The organism is Roseateles asaccharophilus, from assembly GCF_004362405.1.
GTDB lineage: Bacteria > Pseudomonadota > Gammaproteobacteria > Burkholderiales > Burkholderiaceae_C > Kinneretia > Kinneretia asaccharophila.
In genome coordinates, this window is sequence record NZ_SNXE01000001.1 from 978,432 (window position 1) to 999,623 (window position 21,192).

Sequence of the window (21,192 nt, forward strand, 5' to 3'; positions counted from 1 at the left end):
TGGCGGATCTCAGGCGTGCTGCGGCCGCGGCGCGCGCCCATCGGCGGCCGGCGCGCTGCCGGGCTTCTTGGTGGGCTTGTCCATCTTGACGAAGTAGCGCAGCGCAACCCGGTCTCGGGCTTCCAGCTTCTGGACCTGAGCCAGCAGTTGGGCCGTGAACCTGAACCCTGCCGGCAGCAAGGTGCTGCCCTGGGGGCTGAGCAGGGGGCGCGCCAGGACCATGCCTGGCTTCAGGCTCTGGCTGTCCAGCTCGATCACGGCATCGTTCTCCGCGATCAGATCGGGCAGGATGGCATTGAATGCTTCGATAAGCTCGGGCGCGTAGTGCTGTTGGGCCGTCTCGGCAATCAGGGCGCCGGCCTCCTGCACCGAATACTCCTTTTCGGCCAGCCGTCCGGCTAGCAGCGATTCAAAGGTGCTAGCCAAATTGATGATCTGCGACCCGAGCGGCACCTCATAGCCCGAAAGCCCATCGGGGAAGCCGTGTCCATCCACGCGCTCGTGCTGCGATCGGATGATCAGGGCCGTCTGGTGCAGACGCCCCAACGGCATCAAGGCGGCCTGGGCTTGCAGCGGGTGGCGTTTGTAGCGCTCGAACTCTGCGCCCGTCATCAGCGAAACCGTCTTGTTCATCAGGCCGTCGGGCAGCCCGATCTTGCCGATCTCGTGCAGCAGGCCGGCGTTGTAGATGTCGACCTTCTCAATGGCGCCGAGCTTCAACTGCTCGGCAAGGCGCTGCGCCAGGGCGGCCACTTTGTGGCCGTGCCCGGAAACACTGCCATCGCGCAGCTCCAGCAGGGCCGAGAACACGCTGATCGACATGGCGAAGTTTTCTTCCAGCAGCGCATTGGCCTGTTGCAGCTTCTCGTTTGTTTGCTCCATCTGCAGGTTTGCAGCGGCCAGGCTGGCGTTGCTTTGCTCCAGCTCGGCGGTGCGCTCCTTGACGCGGCGCTCCAGCTCCAGATTGCTATTGGAGAGCTGGATATTGCTGGACTCCAGCTGTTCGTTGAGATCTTCCAGCAGTGTGTTGGCCGCCTGCAGCTGTTCGTTCTGATCTTGGGTCAGGGCCAGCAGGCGCTGATTCTCCTGGCGCAGCCGGCGGCGCTCCAGGCCTTCTCGCACGGCGAGCAGCAGCTCCTGATCGTCCCAGGGCTTGGCGATATAGCGCTGGATCTCGCCCTGGTTGATGGCGGCGATGGTGGAGCCGATGTCGGCATAGCCAGTGAGCAGCAGGCGGGCCACCTCGGGCCAACGCTCGCGCACGGCCTGCAGCAGCTGGGCGCCGTCCATGCCGGGCATGCGCATGTCCGACAGCACCAGGTCTACCGACTCCTGCTCCAGGATCTGCAAGGCGGCCGCACCGCTTTCGGCCAGCAGTATCTTGTGGCCTAGCGGGCGGAAGAGGCGCCGCAGCGCGCTGAGGATGGAGGGCTCATCGTCCACAAACAACAGTACTGCCTGCGGTGTAGCTTGCTGGGCGCTACTCTCGGAGGCCGTGGGCGTAAGGCGGCCGGGTTCGCTGTGAGCAAGGGGCGCTTCCATGATGGGCTCCTGTAGGCCGGAAAGCTGCCCGGCGGGGTGCTTCAGGCCTGGCCCCTATTGTGCTCGCAACTGATAAAAATGCTAGTCGTGTCGATTCAAGCCCTGTCACCGCACGCGAACTAGTTCACGCTCATGCGGGCCCCAGGCCCAGCGGGGGCGGTACCAGGCGCAGGATGCGCTGGAACAAGCGCTCGTACGCCGCATCCGCCCGCCCTCCCGTCAGCGGATCCCGCTCTTTGGCGAAGGTTTCATCGAGCTCGGCCCAGTCCTGCGGCCTGAGCACACGCTCGGCCAGGGGCAGGATCTCGCGTTCCTCCATGGCCATATGCTGCAGATAGCCGTCCACATAGCGCTGCACCGCGCGCTCGAAGCCCGGCCGCCGGGCTTCGCCCAGCAGCTCATAGGCCAGCAGTTCGTGCTGCAGGGCGCGCACCGCGCGCTCGCCGCGGCCGTGGTCGGCGTCCAGCTTGTCCAGCAACTCCCGGGATTGCGGGGCCAGGGCCCGCAGCTTGGGGAAGAGCAGCTCGCTCTCATGCGGGTGGTGGCGCCGCTCGGGGAACTCGTCCACATAGAACAGCATGGCGCGCAGGGCGTCGAAGTCCGGCCGCGGCTGCCGGGCCAGCAGCCGCACGGTTTGCAGCACGGCGCTCAGGGCATCGTGCTCGGCTCGGATGATGTGCAGGGTTTCCGCTTCCATGAGGGCCTCCGGAGTGCAGGCTGTCACGATGGCAGCAGGGGCGCCGGCACACCTTGGCCTATGTCAATCCGGAATCAGGTCGGCGGCCAAGTAAAATTCTGGGTTTACCCCTAACTCCTGCCCTCAACACCATGGCCGACCTCGCCGCCGCACCCAATACCACCCAGATGGCCAACGCGATCCGAGCGCTGGCCATGGACGCCGTGCAGGCGGCCAATTCCGGACATCCGGGCGCGCCCATGGGCATGGCCGAGATCGCCGTGGCCCTGTGGAAGCGCCATCTGCGCCACAACCCCAGCAACCCGCTGTGGGCCGACCGTGACCGCTTCGTGCTGTCCAACGGCCATGGCTCCATGCTGATCTACGCCCTGCTGCATCTGAGCGGCTATGCGCTGAGCATCGAGGACCTGAAGGCCTTCCGCCAGATGCACAGCAAGACCCCGGGCCACCCCGAGGTGGGCATCACCCCCGGCGTCGAGACGACCACCGGCCCCCTGGGTCAGGGCATCACCAACGGCGTGGGCCTGGCCCTGGCCGAGAAGCTGCTGGCCAAGGAGTTCAACCGCGACGGTCATGCCATCGTGGACCACCACACCTATGTCTTCCTGGGCGACGGCTGCCTGATGGAAGGCATCAGCCACGAGGCCTGCTCGCTGGCCGGCGCCTGGAAGCTGAACAAGCTGATCGCCATCTACGACGACAACGGCATCTCCATCGACGGCCAGGTCGCGCCCTGGTTCGTGGACAACACCGCCCAGCGTTTCGAGGCCTATGGCTGGAACGTGATCGGTCCGGTGGACGGCCATGATGTGGACGCCGTGGATGCCGCCATTGCCGCCGCCAAGCAGAGCAGCGACAAGCCCAGCCTGATCATCGCCAAGACCACCATCGGCAAGGGCAGCCCCAACCGCGCCGGCACCGCCAAGGCCCACGGCGAGGCCCTGGGTGGCGAGGAAATCAAGCTGACCCGCGAAGCCATCGGCTGGGCCCATGAGCCCTTCGTCGTGCCCGCCGAGGTCTATGCCGACTGGGACGCCAAGACCAGCGGTGCCGCGGCCGAGCAGGCCTGGGACGAGCGTTTCGACGCCTATGCCGCTGCCCACCCCGAGCTGGCCGCCGAGTTCCAGCGCCGCATGGCCGGCGTGCTGCCCGAGAACTTCGCCCAGACCGCCGTGGACGCCGTGCTGGCCGCGCATGAGAAGGCCGAGACCGTGGCCAGCCGCAAGGCCAGCCAGCTGGCCCTGGAGCATTTCACCGCGGCCCTGCCCGAGCTGCTGGGCGGCTCGGCCGACCTGACCGGCTCCAATCTGACCAACACCAAGAGCACGCCCGCCCTGCGCTTTGACGGCGGCGAGTCCAACGGCGGCCGCCACATCAACTACGGTGTGCGCGAGTTCGGCATGGCCGCCATCATGAACGGCGTGGCCCTGCACGGCGGCTACATCCCCTACGGCGGCACCTTCTTGACCTTCAGCGACTACAGCCGCAACGCCATCCGCATGGCCGCGCTGATGAAGCAGCGCGTGATCCATGTCTTCACCCACGACTCCATCGGTCTGGGCGAGGACGGCCCCACCCACCAGTCCATCGAGCATGTCTCCAGCCTGCGCCTGATCCCGGGCCTGGATGTCTGGCGCCCGGCCGACACCACCGAGACCGTGGTGGCCTGGACTATGGCCCTGGCCAATGCCCAGCGTCCCAGCGTGCTGGCCCTGAGCCGCCAGAACCTGGCCTATGCGCCCAAGACCGCGGTGGACGATATCGCCAAGGGCGGCTATGTGCTGGCCGAGCCCAAGAAGGGCAAGGCCCGCGCCGTGATCATGGCCACCGGCTCCGAGGTGCAGCTGGCCCTGGCCGCCCAAGCCCAGCTGGCCGAGGCCGGCATCCCGGTGCGCGTGGTCTCCATGCCCAGCACCAATGTCTTTGACCGCCAGGACGCCAAGTACAAGTCCAGCGTGCTGCCCGAGAAGCTGCCGCGCATCGCGGTGGAAGCGGGCGTCAGCGACTTCTGGTGGAAGTACCGCTGCGCTGCCGTGGTGGGCATCGACAGCTACGGCGAGTCGGCCCCGGCCCCGGTGCTGTTCAAGCACTTCGGCTTCACCGCCGAGAACGTGGCCGACACGGTCAAGGTCGCCGTCGGTGCAGCCCGGCTGAAGGCCCCCAAGAAGAAGTGATGCGAGAGGGGTGCGCGAGCGCCCCTTTTCTTTTTTGATTTCGGCTTTGTTTTTATCTCTAGGAGACTGACGTGACGATCAAGATCGGTATCAACGGCTTCGGCCGCATCGGCCGCATGGTGTTCCGCGCTGCCATCGCCAACTTCAAGGACATCGAAGTGGTGGGCATCAACGACCTGCTGGAGCCCGACTACCTGGCCTATATGCTCAAGTACGACAGCGTGCATGGCCGCTTCAAGGGCGATGTGGCCGTGGACGGCAACACCCTGATCGTCAACGGCAAGAAGATCCGCCTGACCGCCGTCAAGAACCCGGCCGAGCTGAAGTGGGATGAAGTCGGCGCCGACATCGTGGTCGAGTCCACCGGCCTGTTCCTGACCAAGGAAACCGCCGAGGCCCATATCAAGGCCGGCGCCAAGAAGGTCATCATGTCGGCCCCGTCCAAGGACGACACCCCGATGTTCGTCTACGGCGTGAACGACAAGAGCTACGCCGGTGAAGCCATCATCTCCAACGCCAGCTGCACCACCAACTGCCTGGCCCCCGTGGCCAAGGTGCTGAACGACAAGTGGGGCATCAAGCGCGGCCTGATGACCACCGTGCACGCCGCCACCGCCACCCAGAAGACCGTGGACGGCCCTTCCAACAAGGACTGGCGCGGTGGCCGCGGCATCCTGGAGAACATCATCCCCAGCAGCACCGGCGCCGCCAAGGCTGTGGGCGTGGTGATCCCCGAGCTGAACAAGAAGCTGACCGGCATGTCCTTCCGCGTGCCGACCTCGGACGTGTCCGTGGTTGACCTGACCGTGGAGCTGAACAACGCCGCCAGCTACGCCGAGATCTGCGCCGAGATGAAGGCCCAGGCCGAGGGTGCGCTCAAGGGCGTGCTGGGCTATACCGAGGACAAGGTGGTGGCCACCGACTTCCGCGGTGAGAGCTGCACCTCGGTCTTCGACGCCGAAGCCGGCATCGCCCTGGACGGCACCTTCGTCAAGGTCGTGGCCTGGTACGACAACGAGTGGGGCTACTCCAACAAGGTGCTGGAGATGGCTCGCGTGGTGGCCAAGTAAGGCCCACGCTGCGTCCGCACTCAAAGGCCCCGCAAGGGGCCTTTTTTTATGGATTTGCGCTGCGCCAGCAAACCTTTTTCACACAGGGGCCTAGTGCTGTCGACCTACACTGGCACGCAGTTCTGCAGGAGCCCTGTCATGATGTGCCCGTCCAGCCCCACCCGCCTGGCCTTGTCCTTGTCCCTGTCCCTGTCCCTGAGTCTGCTGTGCGGCACGACAGTCCAGGCTCAGTCTGCGGCGAATGGCGAGGAGGCGCGCGTGATCGTGCGTTTCAAGCCCCTGGCGCAGAGCGTCAATGCCAAGCCCCTGAGCGCCCAGACCCGGCCGCATGAGGCCCGTGAGATCGTCCAGAACCGCGCCTATGCCCTGGGCCTGCGCACAGGGCGCGAGCTGCGCGCCCGGCTCAGCCTGGATGAGCGCACCCATGTGTTCACCGCCAGCGGTCTGAGCTCCGAGGCCCTGGTGCGCCAGCTGGCACGCGATGGCGAGGTCGAGCTGGCCGTGGTGGACCAGCGCCGCCGCATCATGGCCGTGCCCAACGACCCCTTCTATGCCGTGGGGCCCAGCAACAACCCGGCCGTGGGCCAGTGGTATCTGAAGCCGCCCACGGCCGAGGTGGTGTCCAGCATCAACGCGGCCGGGGCCTGGGACCGCCAGACCGGCAGCGCCGCTATCGTGGTGGCCGTGCTGGACACGGGCATCCGCTCCGACCACCCTGATCTGGCGGGCCAGGTCCTGCCCGGCTACGACCTGGTGGGCTATTCCAGCAACAGTGCCACGGCCCTGGCCATAGGCAATGACGGCAACGGCGCCGATGCCGACCCTTCCGACCCCGGCGACTGGGTGACCCTGAGCGAGGCCAATGCCGGCACCCTGGGCAGCACCTGCGACAGCAGCGATGTGCGCAACAGCAGCTGGCATGGCACCCGGGTGGCCGGCCTGATTGCCGCGGCCAGCAACAACGGCCAGGGCATGGCCGGCGTGGCCTGGGGCAGCAAGATCCTGCCAGTGCGGGTGCTGGGCAAATGCGGCGGTTTCGACTCCGACATCATTGCCGGCATGCGCTGGGCCGGCGGGCTCAGCGTGAGCGGCCTGCCCAGCAACCCGAATCCGGCCCGCGTGCTCAATCTCAGCCTGGGCGGCACGGGCGACTGCAGCACGGGCAGCGGTGCCTTCTACCGCGACGCGGTCACGGCCCTGGCGGCCCGCAATGTGGTGGTGGTGGCCGCGGCCGGCAATAGCGTGGGCCAGGCCGTGAGCGTGCCGGGCAACTGCCCCGGCGTGGTCACGGTGGCGGGCCTGCGGCATCTGGGCTCCAAGGTGGGTTTCTCCAGCCTGGGCCCCGAGGTCACGCTGGCGGCACCCGGCGGCAATTGCGTCAATATCGATGCCAATGGCAACGCCACCGGCCCCTGCCTCTATCCCATTCTGAGCACCAGCAACAGCGGCACACGGGGGCCGGTGCCCAATGAGGCCTACTACAACAGCAGCTTCGGCACCAGCTTTGCCACGCCCCTGGTCAGCGGCACCGTGGCCCTGATGCTGGCCCAGCAGCCCGGTCTGACGCCCAGCCAGGTGAGCAGCCTGCTGCGCAGCAGTGCGCGGCCTTTCGTGAGCAGCGGGGCCACGGCCGGCATTCCCCAGTGTCAGGCGCCGGGACCGGGCACCCAGGACGAGTGCTATTGCACCAGCAGCACCTGTGGCGCTGGCATGCTGGACGCCGCGGCGGCTGTGGTGGCGGCCACGCCGGCACCCGCCCCAGCTCCAGCTCCAGCTCCAGCTCCAGCCCCATCGCCGGCTCCCGCGCCGGCGGCGGCGCCAGCAGCGGAGACGGGGGGGGGCGGTGGGGGCGGCGGTGCCAGCAGCCTGGCATGGTTGTTCGCCCTGCTGGCCGCGGGAGCGGCCTTGGGGCGCCGCCGCGAGCACGGCGCCGGCTGAGCGCCGCGGCCTGTCAGCGCGAGGCGGCCGAGGCTGGTGCGCTGGCCGCAGCCTCCGGCGCGCAGGGCTTGAGCGCGGCGCCCGCCAGCGCGGGTTCGCGGCCGGCGGCCAGCAGGGCCTGGAGCTGGGCCTGCAGGGCCGCATCGGCCTTGGGTAAGCTGAGCTGATGGCGCGTCTGGCTGGGGCGCAGTTGCAGCACCCGCAGGCCCTTGAGGGCACGCTGTTCCAGGGCGGCCAGAGCGGTCGCGGCAGCTTTTTCGCTGGCATGCTGGCTCAGCACCAGGCTGGGCTGCTCCTCGGGCAGACCTTGCAGGGGCTCGTAGGCCAGCTTCATGCGCTTGTAGGTTTCTTCCTTGCGGGCTCGGAAGTCCGCCGAGCCCAGCTTGATGGTGGCCACGGCCCAGAGTCCGGGCTGGACGCTGCTTTGCAGCCGCCAGTCGGCCTCTGACACGCCTAGCTGGCCCAGGGCGGTCTGGGCAGCGCGCAAGGCCTCGTCACCGTTCAAGGGGCCCAGATCCAGGCAGGCCCGGGTCTGCAGGGCCGTGACCGCCTGCGGGCTCAGCAGGCGCAGGCGCTCGGGATGAGTTTCGAGCTGCAGGCGCTCGGGTTCGCGATCGGGGTGCTGGCGGGCCAGCAGGCCGTCCAGCCAGCCCTGGGACCAGCCATAGAAGAGGGTATTGGCCAGCAGCAGAATCAGGAAGAGGGCGCGCAGCAGCATGGGTTCAGCGACCCCCTGCCGCCGGGCCGGTGTCGCCCGTCAGGCGGACGCTGACCTCGCCGCTGCTCACCGGCAGCAGACCGTCGGCGGTCTGCAGCAGCAACTCGCCCTGGGCGTTCACGCCACGGGCCTCGCCGCTGTGCGTGCCGGCCGTGAGGGCGCGCCCCACCAGGCAGTCGCGCCGGGCGTAAATCGACTGCCAGGCCGCAAAGCCCTGCTGCGGAAAGGCCAGCAAAGCCTCGATCAGGGGCCGGGCGATGCGCGCCAGGGCCAGTGGGGCGGTCCAGGCTGCATCAAGCTCGCTGAGGCTGGCAAAGCCCGTGCTGTAGCTGGGGAGTTCGCCGTCCCGGGCTTCGGCGGCGAGGATGTTCAGGCCCACGCCCACCACGGCCACGCGCTGACCGCCGGCCTGCACGGTCTCGATCAGCACGCCGCCGAGCTTGCGGCCATCCAGCCACAGATCATTGGGCCACTTCAGCTGCAGGCGCGGCGCTTGCTCGGGCTGCAGGGGCTCCAGGGCATCGGCCACGGCGCAGCCCACGACCAGGGACAGGCCCGACCAGTCGCTAAGGGCCAGGGGCAGAGACAGGGAGAAGGTCAGGGAGGCGCCGGGTGTGGCATGCCAGCTGCGTCCCATGCGGCCGCGGCCATGGGTCTGGTGTTCGGCCACCAGCAGGCAGGGCTGCAGATCGTGGGCGCGACGCCCATAGGGGTTGCGCTCTAGGCTGCTGCGCTGGTGATGCTCGCTGCGCACCCGCTCCAGCAGGGTGGTGTTGGTGGATTCGGTGCGGGCCAGGACCTCGATGCTCAGACCCGGCAGCAGGGGTTCCAGGTCTTGCCAGAGGGCTTCGGCGCCCCATTGCTGATGATGTTCCGCCATGTCTTCCTATCGCTTGGGCGCCAGCATGGTGCCACGGCAGTTGTCGCTGCCGCAATAACAGGCGAACTGCTTCTTGAGCTTGGGCGTGTAGCGCTCGTCGATGACCAGCCCGTAGTCGTAGAACAGCTCCTCCCCCGGCAGCAGGTCGCGCAGGGCCTTGATGAAGACCCGACCCTCGGGGGTTTCCTCGGCCTCGCAGTTGGGATCGCAGCTGTGGTTGATCCAGCGCGAGCTGTTGCCGCCGTACAGCGCGTCGATGACCTCGCCTCCCTCGATGTGGAAGTAGAAGGTGTGGTGGGGCTGCTTGGGGTCGTGCGGATGGCGGCGCAGGGCCTCGTCCCAGCTGATGCGCTCGCCCGTGTACTCGATCAGGACCTCGCCGGCCTCGATGTGGCGGGCGGCGTAGACGCCCCGGCCATGGACGCCGGAGCGCTTGACCTGGAGGCGTCGGGTGGGCGTCTTGGCGGCGGCTTGCGTCATCGTCCGAGTTCGGTACATTGAAATCATGGGTGCGCGCGTACGTGTGTGCGTACGTGCGCGCGAGGCCGGATTGTAGGCAGGTCGCGTCGCCATGCTGGCGCACCTGATAGAAATAGAGACCATGAGCAAGTCCCTGATCATTGCCGAGAAGCCATCCGTGGCGCAGGACATCGTGCGCGCACTCACCCCGCAGTCGGGCAAGTTCGAGAAGCACGACGAGTATTTCGAGAACGATGAATACGTCGTGTCCTCCGCTGTCGGCCATCTGGTCGAGATCAAGGCGCCCGAGGAGTTCGACGTCAAGCGCGGCAAGTGGAGCTTTGCCCACCTGCCCGTGATTCCGCCGCACTTCGATCTCAACCCCATCGACAAGAGCAAGGGTCGGCTCAATGCCCTGGTCAAGCTGATCAAGCGCAAGGACGTCACGTCCCTGATCAACGCCTGTGACGCGGGCCGCGAGGGTGAGCTGATCTTCCGCCTGATCGTGCAGTACGCCGGCACGGCCAAGACGCCCGTCAACAAGCCGGTCAGCCGGCTGTGGCTGCAGAGCATGACGCCGCAAGCCATCCGCGAGGGCTTCGAGAAGCTGCGCAGCGACCAGCAGATGCTGCCCCTGGCCGACGCCGCGCGCTGCCGCTCCGAGGCCGACTGGCTGGTGGGCATCAACGGCACCCGCGCCATGACGGCCTTCAACTCGCGCGACGGCGGCTTCTTCCTCACCACCGTGGGCCGGGTGCAGACGCCCACGCTCTCCATCGTGGTGGAGCGCGAAGAGAAGATCCGCAAGCATGTCTACCGCGACTACTGGGAGGTGCGCGGCAGCTTCGATGCTGTGGCCGGCCAGTACGAGGGCAAGTGGTTCGACCCGAAGTGGAAGAAAGACGAGCAGGACCCCGAGAAGCGCGCCGACCGCCTCTGGACCCTGGCCGAGGCCCAGGCGATTGCCGAGGCCGTCAAGGGCCAGCCCGCCACCGTCACCGAGGAAAGCAAGCCCAGCACCCAGGCCAGCCCCGGCCTCTATGACCTGACCACCCTGCAACGCGAGGCCAACTCGCGCTTCGGCTTCTCGGCCAAGACCACGCTGTCCCTGGCCCAGGCCCTGTACGAGAAGCACAAGGTGCTGACCTACCCGCGTACCGACTCGCGCTACCTGCCCGAGGACTATCTGGGCGTGGCCAAGCAGACCGCCGAGATGCTGGCCAGCGAGGAGCTGCCCATCGCCCTGATGCCCCTGGCCACGCATGCGGCCACGGCGCTGAAGAACGGCTATATCAAGCCCACCAAAAAGGTCTTCGACAACAGCAAGGTCTCGGACCACTTCGCCATCATCCCCACGCTGCAGGCGCCTAAGAGCCTGACTGAGGCCGAGGCCAAGCTCTACGACATGGTGGTCAAGCGCTTCCTGGCGGTGTTCTTCCCGCCGGCCGAGTTCCAGGTCACCACCCGCATCTCCACCGTCAAGGCGGCGGGCAAGGACTACGCCTTCCAGACCAATGGCAAGGTGCTGGTCAAGCCGGGCTGGCAGGCCGTCTACGGCAAGGAAGCCGCCGACGAAAACGCCGAGCCCGGCACCAGCGGTGCCATGCTGGTGCCGGTGGCGCCCGGCGAGGTGGTGCGCACCGAGAGCAGCGATCTCAAGGCCTTGCAGACCAAGCCGCCGGCCCGCTACACCGAAGCCACCCTGCTCTCCGCCATGGAGGGCGCGGGCAAGCTGGTGGAGGACGACGAGCTGCGCGAGGCCATGGCCGAGAAGGGTCTGGGCACGCCGGCCACGCGCGCGGCCATCATCGAAGGCCTGCTGGCCGAGAAGTACATGCTGCGCGAGGGCCGCGAGCTCATCCCGACCGCCAAGGCCTTCCAGCTCATGACCCTGCTGCGCGGCCTGGGCGTGGACGAGCTGACCAAGCCCGAGCTCACCGGCAACTGGGAGCACCAGCTCTCCGAGATGGAGAAGGGCCGCCTCAAGCGCGAGGCCTTCATGGCCGAGATCGCCGCCATGACCGAGAAGGTGGTGAAGAAGGCCAAGGAGTACGACCGCGACACCATCCCCGGCGACTACGCCACCCTGAAGGCGCCTTGCCCCAAGTGCGGCGGCGTGGTCAAGGAAAACTACCGCCGCTTCACCTGCACCGGCAGGGACGGGGCCTCCGAGGGCTGCGGCTTCTCCATCGGCAAGATCCCGGGCGGTCGCAGCTTCGAACTGCACGAGGTGGAACAGTTCCTGGCCGACAAGAAGATCGGCCCGCTGGAAGGCTTCCGCTCCAAGGCAGGCTGGCCCTTCACGGCCGAGCTGGCCTTGGTCTTTGACGCCGAGATCGACAACTGGAAGCTGGAGTTCGACTTCGGCGAGGACGCCAAGAAGGCCGAGGAAAGCGGCGAGCCCGTGGACTTCGGCGGCCAGCCCTCGCTGGGCGCCTGCCCCAAGTGCCAGGGTCGAGTCTTCGAGCACGGCAGCAACTATGTCTGCGAGCACGCGGTCGGCGCCAACATCACCTGCGACTTCAAGAGCGGCAAGATCATCCTGCAGCAGCCCATCGAGGCGGCCCAGGTCGAGAAGCTGCTGACCCTGGGCAAGACCGATCTGCTGGACGGCTTCGTCTCCAACAAGACCCGCCGCAAGTTCAAGGCCTTCCTGACCTATGACAAGAAGGAAGGCAAGGTGATCTTCGAGTTCGAGCCGCGCGCCGGCGGGCGGCCTGCGGCCAAGGCCCCGGCCAAGAGGGCGGCCGCCCGCAAGACGGCCAAGTCCTGAAACCGCGCTCAGGAGGGGCAGATCTTGCGCGACACTCCCCACGCAGCCCGTCCGCCGGACGGGCTCTGACGGAGACCATGGCCTTGCTGCCCCGCACACTGAGCATCCAGACGCGCCTGATCGCCGGCATGGCCCTGGCCGCCTCGGCCCTGGTGGTGCTGGTGGGGTGGTTCTGGATGGCGCGCGAGGCACGCGGCCTGGAGTCGGCCTTGCAGGCCCGCGCCGAGCGCAGCGCCCAGATGGTGGTGCGCAGCGTAGCCGGCCCGCTGTGGAATCTGGACTACGCCACCCTGGGGCATCTGATGGATGCGGCCATGGCCGAGCCGGAGCTGCACACCCTCGAAATTCGTGTGCGAGGCGTAGCGGGTGAGCCGATACGCCGACAGCGCGATGTTGATCTGAGCCCGCAGCAGAGCCTGGAGCTGTTGGTCGACATCCCGCATCAGAGTCCTCCCATGATGCGGGCCGAGTCCCTGGGCCAGGCGCGTTTGCTGTTCAGCCGCGAGCCCCTGCACAAAGCCCTGGCCCAGACCCGGCTGATGGTGGTGAGCCTGCTGGCGGCCGTGATCATCAGCAGCTACTGGTTGGTGACCCGGCTGGTGGCTCGCCCCGTGGCGGCACTGGGTGGGTTGGCGCAGAGAGTGGCCGGCGGAGAGCTGGGGGCCACCCTGCCCGTGGTGCGGGAGGACGAGGTGGGGCAGCTGACCCGCCGCCTCAATGCCATGAGCCAGCAGCTGCTGAGCTCGGCCGAGGGTTTGCGGCTCTCGGAGGCGCGCTACCGTGGCCTGTTCGAGAACGCGACCGAGGGCATCTTTCAGGCCGATGCGCGTGGCCGCCTGCTGGACCTCAACCGCGCCCTGGCCCATATGCTGGGCTATCCCCAGCCCCAGCAGGCCCTGCAGGGGCGACCCAGCCTGAGCCGCCTGGTGCGCGTGGAGGCGGCCGAGTACCGCCGCATTGCCCGGGCGCTGCTGCGTCACCGTGTGCTGCAGCAGCTGCCCTTGCTGGTGGGCACGCATGACGGGCGCGAACTCTGGCTGGAGCTGAGCGTGCATGTGGTGGCCGCCGCCGAGGGCGGTCCGCGCATCGAGGGCATGGTCAGCGACATCACGCAGCGCCGCCTGGCCGAGCAGGAGCTGACCCGCCACCGCGATCATCTGGAGGAGCTAGTGGCTGAGCGCACCGCCGAGCTGAATCTGGCGCGCCTGCGAGCGGAGAGTGCCAGCCAGAGCAAGAGCCGCTTTCTGGCCACCATGAGCCATGAATTCCGCACGCCCCTGAACGCCATCCTGGGCTTCTCTCAGCTGCTGCAGATGGACACCAGCCTGGGCCCGGCCCAGCAGGCCAAGATCAAGCTGATGCGCGAGTCCGGTGAGCATTTGCTGAGCCTGGTGACTGACCTGCTGGACATGGCCAGCATCGAGGCCGGCAAGCTCAGGCTCATGCCGGCCGTGGTGGACCTGCGCGCCCTGCTGGAGGTGGTGGGCGACTCCATGCGCCTGCGCGCCGAGCAGAAGGGGCTGCTCTTCAAGCAGGAGCTGGACCCCGCGCTGCCCCTGCGCGCCCGGGTGGACGGTCAGCGCCTGCGCCAGGTCTTGCTGAACCTGCTGTCCAATGCCATCAAGTTCACCGACAGCGGCTGGGTTTCCTTGGAGGCGCGCGTGATCCAGCGTGGCCCGGCCAGCGTGCGTCTGCGGGTGGAAGTGGCCGACAGCGGCATCGGCATTGCGCCCGACCAACTGGAGCGGCTGTTCCAGCCCTTCGAGCAGGTCTCGGATCTCAGCCGCCGTGACGGCGGAACGGGTCTGGGCCTGTCCATCAGCCAGCAGCTGATGCAGCTGATGGACAGTCGCATCCAGGTCAGCAGCATGCCCGGTCAGGGCAGCGTGTTCGGCTTCGAGCTGGAGCTGCCCCTGTCGGCCTGAGGCGGCGTGCGCATACCGAGCCGGCCGTGCCCCGCGGGCCGCAGGGCGGCGGGATACTTCGGCCATGACCTGGGTGGTGTTCTACAAGCTGCTGGCCATCTTCATCACGGTGGCCATAGGCTGGTTCGTCGGCCATATGCGCTGGCTGGGCGGGCGCGATGCGGGCGGGCAGGGCGGTGACCCGGCGCGTGTGCTCTCGGCCGCGGCCTTCTATATCTTTGTGCCGGCCCTGCTGTTCCGCACCACGGCGCGGGTGGACTTTGCCAGCCTGCCCTGGCTGATGCTGGGGGCCTTCTTCCTGCCCCTGGCCCTGCTCTTGCTGCTGGTCTATGGCGTGCAGCGCCGCCGCGGCGCCGGCCGGGTGGCGCCGGCCCTGCCCAGCGTGCAGGCCATCACCGTGTGTTTCGGCAATACCTTGCAGGTGGGCGTGCCCTTGGCGGCCGGCGTGTTTGGCGAGGCGGGCCTGGCCCTGCACATCACCGTGGTCAGCCTGCATGCCCTGGTGATTTTGAGCCTGCTGACCGTGCTGGTGGAGCATGATCTGGCCCGCGCCCAGCCGGGGCAGAGTCTGGCCGCGACGCTCAAGGCCACGGTGCGCAACACCGTGATCCATCCGGTGGTGCTGCCCGTGGTGGCGGGTTTGGCGTTCAACGGTCTGGGCCTCACCCTGCCGGCGGTGCTGGACGAGGTGCTGCAGCTGCTGGGCACGGCCGTGGTGCCGCTGTGCCTGACCCTGATCGGCATGTCCCTGGCTTACTACGGCTGGCCGCGCCAGTGGCGCGGGGCCCTGGGCCTGGCCCTGCTCAAGCTCTTTGCCCTGCCGGCCCTGGTGCTGCTGGTGGCGCACTGGGTGTTTGGCCTGAGCGGGCTGCCCCTGTCGGTGATCGTGATGATTGCGGCCCTGCCCGTGGGCTCGAATGCGCTGATCTTTGCGCAGCGCTATCGCTGCCACGAGACCGAGGTGACGGCCGCCACCGTGATCTCCACCCTGGCCTTTGTGCTCAGCGCGCCGCTATGGCTGAGCCTGCTGACCCGGTTTTCTTGAAAGCCCGCCGACCATGAGCAAGACCTGGCCCGATACCCGCCTGCTGGAACTCTTGGGCATCGAGCTGCCCATCGTGCAGGCGCCCATGGCCGGTCCGACGCTTCACGAGATGGTGATCGCGGTGAGCGAGGCCGGCGGCCTGGGCTCTCTGCCTTGCGCCCTGCTCACGCCCCAGGCCCAGCGCCGCGAGCTGGACCTGATCCGCGCCGCCACCGCCCGGCCCATCAACCTCAACTTCTTCTGCCATCAGAACCCCGCGCCCGACGCGGCGCGCGAGGCGGCATGGCGCGAGCGCCTGCGTCCCTACTATCTGGAACTGGGCCTGGACCCCGCCATGCCCCTGCCCGCCACGGGCCGCAATCCCTTTGATGCCGCAGCCTGCGAGCTGGTGGAGCAGTACCGGCCCGCGGTGGTGAGCTTCCACTTCGGCCTGCCGGCGCCCGAGCTGCTGGCGCGGGTACGGGCCAGCGGCGCGCGCGTGATTGCCAGCGCCACCACGGTGGCCGAGGCGCGCTGGCTGCGCGAGCGCGGGGTGGATGCCATCATTGCTCAGGGGGCGGAGGCGGGCGGCCACCGCGGCGTCTTTCTGCACAGCGAGGTCTACAGCCAGCCGGGGCTGTTTGCCCTGCTGCCCCAGGTGGTGGATGTGGCGGGGGACATCCCCGTGATCGCCAGCGGCGGCATCGCGGACGCGCGCGGCATCGCCGCCGCCTTCGCCCTGGGCGCGGCCGGGGTGCAGATCGGCACAGCCTATCTCCACACGCCCGAGGCTCACCTGCCCGCGCCGCATCGCGCGGCCCTGCACAGCGATGCGGCCGAGACCACGGCCCTGACCAATCTCTTCACCGGCCGCCCGGCGCGCGGCATCGTCAACCGCTTGATGCGCGAAGTGGGGCCGCTGTCCGAGCTCGCGCCGGCCTTTCCCCTGGCCGGCGGGGCGCTGGCGCCGCTGCGTGCAGCCAGCGAACCTGGGGGCTCGGGCGATTTCATGCCGCTGTGGGCCGGCCAGGCGGCACCGCTCTCGCCGCGCGGCCTGGGCGCGGGCGAGCTGACCCGGCAGCTGGCGGCCCAGGCCTTGCAGCGCCTGCAGACCCTGGCTTGACGGCCCTCGGCGACAATCTCCCCACCATGAGCGAGCACAGCAAAGAACTTAGCGCCTATATGCAGACCCTGGGCCGGCAGGCCCGCTTGGCCGCCACGGCCATGGCGGCCGCGCCCACCCTGGCCAAGAACCAGGCCTTGCTGGCCCTGGCACGCCGCCTGCGCGAGGCGGGGCCTGAGCTGCAGGACGCCAACCAGCGGGATCTGCAGGCCGGGCGTGCCGCCGGTCTGGACGCGCCCATGCTGGACCGCCTGAGCCTCAGCGACAAGGTGCTCGCCACGGTGGCCGAGGGCTGCGAGCAGCTGGCGGCCATGCCCGATCCCATCGGTGAGATCACGGGCGTGAAGCGCCGGCCCACCGGCATCAGCGTGGGGCAGATGCGTGTGCCCCTGGGGGTGTTCGGCATGATTTACGAGAGCCGGCCCAATGTGACCATCGAGGCCGCCTCGCTGGCCATCAAGAGCGGCAATGCCTGCATCCTGCGCGGCGGCTCGGAAGCCATCCACTCCAATCTGGCCCTGGCCCGTCTGGTGGGCGATGCGCTGGAGGAGGCCGGCCTGCCGCGCGCGGCGGTGCAGCTCATCAACACCACGGACCGTGCCGCGGTGGGGCAGCTGATCGCCATGCCGGAATTCGTGGACGTGATCATCCCGCGCGGCGGCAAGGGTCTGATCGAGCGCATCAGCCGCGAGGCGCGCGTGCCCGTGATCAAGCACCTGGACGGCAACTGCCACAGCTATGTGGACGCCGAGGTGGATCTGGCCCTGGCGCTCAAGGTGGTGGACAACGCCAAGACCCAGAAGTACAGCCCCTGCAATGCCACCGAATCCCTGCTGGTGCATGCGGCGAGGGCGGCGGACTTCCTGCCCGAGATTGGCGCCCTGTTCGCGCTCAAGGGCGTGGAGATGCGGGCCTGCCCGCGTGCCCTGGCCCTGCTGGGCCCCTTGCCGGGCGCCAAGCTGGCGGCGGCCACGGAAGAGGACTGGTCCACCGAGTACCTGGCGCCCATCATCAGCATCAAGGTGGTGGACAGCCTGGATGAGGCCATCGCCCATATCAACCGCTACGGCTCGCACCACACCGATGCGATCCTGACGACGAATCATCCGAATGCCATGCGCTTTCTGCGCGAGGTGGACTCGGCCAGCGTGATGGTCAATGCCAGCACCCGTTTTGCCGATGGCTTCGAGTACGGCCTGGGCGCCGAGATCGGCATCAGCACCGACAAGTTCCACGCCCGCGGGCCCGTGGGCCTGGAGGGCCTGACCTCGATGAAATGGGTGGTGCTGGGCCAGGGGGAGATTCGCCAATGAGCACGACTGCCGCCGCCCCCCTGCCGCCGCAGGCCAACCGCCAGCGCAAGGCCCTGGTGCTCTTCTCGGGCGGCCAGGACTCCACCGCCTGCCTGGCCTGGGCCCTGGACCGCTATGCCGAGGTCGAAACCCTGGGCTTCGACTACGGCCAGCGCCACCGCATCGAGCTGGACTGCCGCCAGACCGTGCGCCGCGAGATCGCCGCGCAGTTCCCGGCCTGGGGTGCCAAGCTGGGCGAAGACCATGTGCTGGACCTGAGCCTGCTGGGCCAGATCTCGGACACGGCGCTCACCAGCGAGCGCGCCATCGAGCTGCAGGCCAATGGCCTGCCCAACACCTTTGTGCCCGGCCGCAATCTGCTCTTCCTGACCTTCGCTGCCACCCTGGCCTACCGCCGCGGCGCCTCGGTGCTGGTGGGCGGCATGTGCGAGACCGATTTCTCCGGCTACCCCGACTGCCGCGACAACACGCTCAAGGCCCTGCAAGTGGCCCTGAGCCTGGGCCTGGACACGCCCATGACGCTGGAGACCCCGCTGATGTTCATCACCAAGGCCGAGACCTGGGCGCTGACGCAGCGCCTGGGCGGCCCGGCGCTGAACGCCCTGATCGCCGAGCACACCCACACCTGCTATCTGGGTGAGCGCGGTCAGCGGCACGACTGGGGCTATGGCTGCGGCCACTGCCCGGCCTGCGAGCTGCGGGCGCGCGGCTACCAGGAATTCGTCGCAGCATGAGCGGCGGCGGCTGGAGCTGGCTGGGCTGGGCGCTGGCAGCCATCCTGTTCTTCTGGGGCATAGGGGCCTACAACCGCCTGATGCGCCTGCGCAATGCGATTGGCGAGGCGTTCCGGCAGCTAGACCAGGCCCTGACGGCCCGGGCCGAGGCCTGCAGCAAGCTGCTGACCCTGCTGCGCCCTCTGCTGGCCAATGAGCAGGCCACCTTCGATGCGCTGGAGACGGCCCAGCTCGAGGCCTCAAGCGCGGCCCAGGCCGCACGCGCCAAGCCCTACGCGGGCGATCCCCTGGCCGCGTTGGCTGTGGCCACGGCGGTTCACGGTGCGGCGCTGACGCGGCTGAACTCCCTGGTCGAGCACCATGGCGAGCTCAGCGGCATGTCCGAGCTCAATGCCCTGCTGGACGAGCTCAAGCTGATCGAGCGCCAGCGGGCCTTTGCACGCCAGGTCTTCAATCAGGCGGTCTCGCAGTACAACGAGGCGCTGCAGCAGTTCCCCACGCGCATCCTTGCCGGCCTTTACGGCTTTGCCGAGGCGCGCTCGCTCTGACGCGGCCCATCCCGCGGCGCGGGCATATGCTTATCGGGATTGGTTCTTGGAAATTCCGCGAGCCTGTGCCTAAACTGCGACTCCCCCCTGCGAGGAGACTCCATCATGATGCTGCGAGCACTGTTTAGCGCCGCGTTGCTGGCCCTGGGGGCCGGTACGGTCCAGGCTCAGGAAGCCGGCAAGATTCTGCATCTCAAGGCCCTGGCGGCGACCTGCGCCAACTGCCACGGCACGGGTGGCCGCGCCATTGAGGGTTCGGCCGTGCCAGGTCTTGCTGGCATGCCCGCCACCTACTTCACCGAGCAGATGAAGGCTTTCAAGAGCGGTGCCCGCCAGGCCACCGTGATGCACCAGCTGGCCAAGGGCTATAGCGATGCCCAGATCGAGCAGATGGCCGCCTACTTCTCGGCCCTGCCGCGCCACTGAACCCCGGGGAGATCGACATGAGCAAGCTGCAACGACGCAATCTCCTGCAGGGCGCCGCCGCCCTGGCCGCCCTGGGTCTGGTGGGTTGCGCCAGCACCTCGGTGCCGTCCAAGGCCCGTTTGCTGGTGGTGGGTGGGGGCTACGGTGGCGCGACGGCCGCCAAGTACATCCGCCTGTTCTCGGACTACAAGATCGAGGTGGTCCTGGTCGAGCCTAACGAGGCCTTTGTGTCCTGCCCCATCTCCAATCTGGTAGTGGGCGGCGCACGCCAGATCCAGGAGCTGACCGTGCCCTACACCGCGCTGCGCGCCAAGCATGGCGTGACCGTGGTGCGTGACTATGTGGCCGGCATCGATGCCGCCAAGCGCGTGGCCACCCTGGCCTCGGGCGCCAGCATCGCCTACGACAAGCTGGTGCTCAGCCCCGGCATCGACCTGATGTGGGACTCGGTGGCCGGGCTCAAGGAAGCCCACGCCGCCGGCCAGATCCTGCAGGCCTGGAAGGCCGGCCCCGAAACCGTGGCCCTGCGCCGCCAGCTCGAGGCCATGCCCGATGGCGGCGTCTATGCCATCACCATTCCCGAGGCGCCTTATCGCTGCCCGCCCGGCCCCTATGAGCGGGCCAGCGTGATCGCCAGCTATTTCAAGCAGGCCAAGCCCCGCTCCAAGGTCCTGATCCTGGATGCCAACCAGGACGTCATCTCCAAGGGTCCGCTGTTCAAGAAGATCTGGGCCGAACAGTACAAGGGCATCATCGAATACCGTCCGCAGCACAAGGCGGTGGCGGTGGACGCCAAGGCCAGCACCGTCAAGTTCGAGGTGCAGGACGATGTGAAGGCCGATGTGCTGAACGTGCTGCCCAGCATGCGGGCCGGCGCCATCGCGGTGCAGACCGGCCTGGCCAATAGCAATGGCCGCTGGGTGGGGGTGAACTATCTGAACTTCGAGTCCACCGCGGCCAAGGACATCCATGTGCTGGGCGATGCCATCCAGATCGCCCCCCTGATGCCCAAGAGCGGCCATATGGCCAACAGCCATGCCAAGGTGGCGGCGGCCGCCATCGTGGCCGAGCTCAATGGCTGGGAGATCAACCCCGCGCCCATGCTCACCAACACCTGCTACAGCTATGTGGACACGGGCAAGAAAGTGATCCACGTGGCCAGCGTGCACGAGTATGTGGCGGCGGAGAAGACCTTCAAGACCGTGGCCGGCTCGGGTGGCGTGTCCGCCGCGCCCAATGAGCTGGAAGCCACCTACGCCTGGAACTGGGCCCGCACCATCTGGTCCGACGCCCTGGCCTGATCTCCCGCAAGCGCGGGTCCGGCTAAGCGAGCGCCGCTGAACCGGCTTTGCCGGGCAGTCGGCGCTGCCCCCTTGAGGGGGCGCGCGCAGCGCGTAGGGGGTGGGCTATGAGCAGACGATGGCGCCCGTGTTGACCAGTTCCTGGAACAGCGCCATCAGGGCGTGGCCGGACATGGCGTAGGGGTCCAGCTTGGTCGTGGCCGAGTACTTGAGCACCAGGGCCGGGTTGAGGCGGTGCAGATTGACCTGGCCCATGCTCCAGCCGGCGAAGTGGCGCTCGCCGATCTCTTCATAGGACAGGATGATCACGTCGCGGTGACGCTGATCGTCCACGATGGCCTTGTAGCGTGCGTTCACCGCGTCGCGGCCACCTTCCAGCACCTGGATGAAGATGCCGTCGCTGTAGCAGAGCAGGCCGGTCAGGCCGGTGGCGGGGTTGTGCTCCCGGGACGACTTCAGAATGGCTTGCAGCTCAGCCTCGCTCATGGCGTGAGTGGCGCGGCTGGCGTAAAGCAGGCGGACGAGCATGGGACGGACCTCTTGATGG

General features: G+C 68.1%; 18 protein-coding genes. 12 read left to right on the forward strand and 6 right to left on the reverse strand.

Translation table 11 applies throughout. The annotated features are described in order from the left end of the window. Positions 1-9: 9 nt before the first annotated feature. Both DFR39_RS04285 and DFR39_RS04290 read right to left on the reverse strand, forming a co-directional pair. Positions 10-1,542, reverse strand: coding sequence for an HD domain-containing phosphohydrolase (locus DFR39_RS04285; protein ID WP_133602274.1), 1,533 nt, complete (start codon positions 1,540-1,542; stop codon positions 10-12). Between the two features lie 130 nt (positions 1,543-1,672). Continuing rightward, positions 1,673-2,239, reverse strand: a complete 567-nt coding sequence (locus tag DFR39_RS04290) for a hemerythrin domain-containing protein (RefSeq protein WP_133602275.1) — start codon at positions 2,237-2,239, stop codon at positions 1,673-1,675. Positions 2,240-2,370: 131 nt separating this feature from the next. Between DFR39_RS04290 and tkt the strand changes: the two genes are divergently transcribed. From tkt to DFR39_RS04305, 3 genes are all read left to right on the forward strand, one after another. Continuing rightward, positions 2,371-4,413, forward strand: a complete 2,043-nt coding sequence (gene tkt / locus DFR39_RS04295; protein WP_133602276.1) for a transketolase — start codon at positions 2,371-2,373, stop codon at positions 4,411-4,413. A 71-nt stretch (positions 4,414-4,484) separates the two neighbouring features. Next, the gene (gene gap, locus DFR39_RS04300; RefSeq protein ID WP_133602277.1) at positions 4,485-5,483 is read left to right on the forward strand and encodes a type I glyceraldehyde-3-phosphate dehydrogenase; all 999 of its coding nucleotides are present in this window, start codon (positions 4,485-4,487) and stop codon (positions 5,481-5,483) included. Positions 5,484-5,621: 138 nt separating this feature from the next. Further along, complete coding sequence (locus DFR39_RS04305) at positions 5,622-7,421, forward strand: S8 family peptidase (RefSeq protein WP_162849424.1); 1,800 nt, start codon at positions 5,622-5,624, stop codon at positions 7,419-7,421. Positions 7,422-7,434: 13 nt separating this feature from the next. Here the strand turns inward: DFR39_RS04305 and DFR39_RS04310 are convergent, their stop codons facing one another. The 3 genes from DFR39_RS04310 to DFR39_RS04320 are packed head-to-tail and all read right to left on the reverse strand — an operon-like array spanning position 7,435 to position 9,499. Next, a complete protein-coding gene (locus DFR39_RS04310) occupies positions 7,435-8,139 on the reverse strand; it encodes a hypothetical protein (RefSeq protein ID WP_133602279.1) in 705 nt (234 codons plus the stop codon). Between the two features lie 4 nt (positions 8,140-8,143). Further along, positions 8,144-9,019, reverse strand: a complete 876-nt coding sequence (locus DFR39_RS04315; protein ID WP_133602280.1) for a biotin--[acetyl-CoA-carboxylase] ligase — start codon at positions 9,017-9,019, stop codon at positions 8,144-8,146. Between the two features lie 6 nt (positions 9,020-9,025). Next, the gene (locus DFR39_RS04320; protein WP_133602281.1) at positions 9,026-9,499 is read right to left on the reverse strand and encodes an SET domain-containing protein; all 474 of its coding nucleotides are present in this window, start codon (positions 9,497-9,499) and stop codon (positions 9,026-9,028) included. Positions 9,500-9,620: 121 nt separating this feature from the next. Here DFR39_RS04320 and DFR39_RS04325 point away from each other — a divergent pair, with 121 nt between their 5' ends. From DFR39_RS04325 to DFR39_RS04365, 9 genes are all read left to right on the forward strand, one after another. Continuing rightward, the gene (locus tag DFR39_RS04325) at positions 9,621-12,251 is read left to right on the forward strand and encodes a DNA topoisomerase III (RefSeq protein ID WP_133602282.1); all 2,631 of its coding nucleotides are present in this window, start codon (positions 9,621-9,623) and stop codon (positions 12,249-12,251) included. 77 nt (positions 12,252-12,328) lie between these two features. Further along, the gene (locus DFR39_RS04330) at positions 12,329-14,176 is read left to right on the forward strand and encodes an ATP-binding protein (protein WP_133602283.1); all 1,848 of its coding nucleotides are present in this window, start codon (positions 12,329-12,331) and stop codon (positions 14,174-14,176) included. 64 nt (positions 14,177-14,240) lie between these two features. Further along, positions 14,241-15,221: an AEC family transporter gene (locus tag DFR39_RS04335; protein ID WP_133602284.1), complete on the forward strand. Its 981-nt coding sequence runs from the start codon at positions 14,241-14,243 to the stop codon at positions 15,219-15,221. A gap of 13 nt (positions 15,222-15,234) precedes the next feature. Next, positions 15,235-16,323, forward strand: coding sequence for an NAD(P)H-dependent flavin oxidoreductase (locus DFR39_RS04340; RefSeq protein ID WP_133602285.1), 1,089 nt, complete (start codon positions 15,235-15,237; stop codon positions 16,321-16,323). Positions 16,324-16,349: 26 nt separating this feature from the next. Next, on the forward strand, positions 16,350-17,636 hold the full coding sequence (locus tag DFR39_RS04345; protein WP_133602286.1) for a glutamate-5-semialdehyde dehydrogenase: 1,287 nt from the start codon (positions 16,350-16,352) through the stop codon (positions 17,634-17,636). Continuing rightward, on the forward strand, positions 17,633-18,370 hold the full coding sequence (queC, locus tag DFR39_RS04350) for a 7-cyano-7-deazaguanine synthase QueC (RefSeq protein WP_133602287.1): 738 nt from the start codon (positions 17,633-17,635) through the stop codon (positions 18,368-18,370). The genes DFR39_RS04345 and queC overlap by 4 nt, the downstream gene beginning before the upstream one ends. Next, positions 18,367-18,918 carry a LemA family protein gene (locus tag DFR39_RS04355; protein WP_133602288.1) on the forward strand — a complete coding sequence of 184 codons (552 nt, stop codon included), beginning with the start codon at positions 18,367-18,369 and terminating at the stop codon, positions 18,916-18,918. The genes queC and DFR39_RS04355 overlap by 4 nt, the downstream gene beginning before the upstream one ends. A gap of 105 nt (positions 18,919-19,023) precedes the next feature. Then, on the forward strand, positions 19,024-19,344 hold the full coding sequence (locus DFR39_RS04360; RefSeq protein ID WP_246030665.1) for a c-type cytochrome: 321 nt from the start codon (positions 19,024-19,026) through the stop codon (positions 19,342-19,344). Between the two features lie 17 nt (positions 19,345-19,361). Continuing rightward, a complete protein-coding gene (locus tag DFR39_RS04365; protein WP_133602289.1) occupies positions 19,362-20,645 on the forward strand; it encodes an NAD(P)/FAD-dependent oxidoreductase in 1,284 nt (427 codons plus the stop codon). Positions 20,646-20,750: 105 nt separating this feature from the next. Here DFR39_RS04365 and DFR39_RS04370 read toward each other — a convergent pair whose 3' ends face one another. After that, the gene (locus DFR39_RS04370; protein WP_133602290.1) at positions 20,751-21,173 is read right to left on the reverse strand and encodes a BLUF domain-containing protein; all 423 of its coding nucleotides are present in this window, start codon (positions 21,171-21,173) and stop codon (positions 20,751-20,753) included. Between the last annotated feature and the right edge of the window lie 19 nt (positions 21,174-21,192).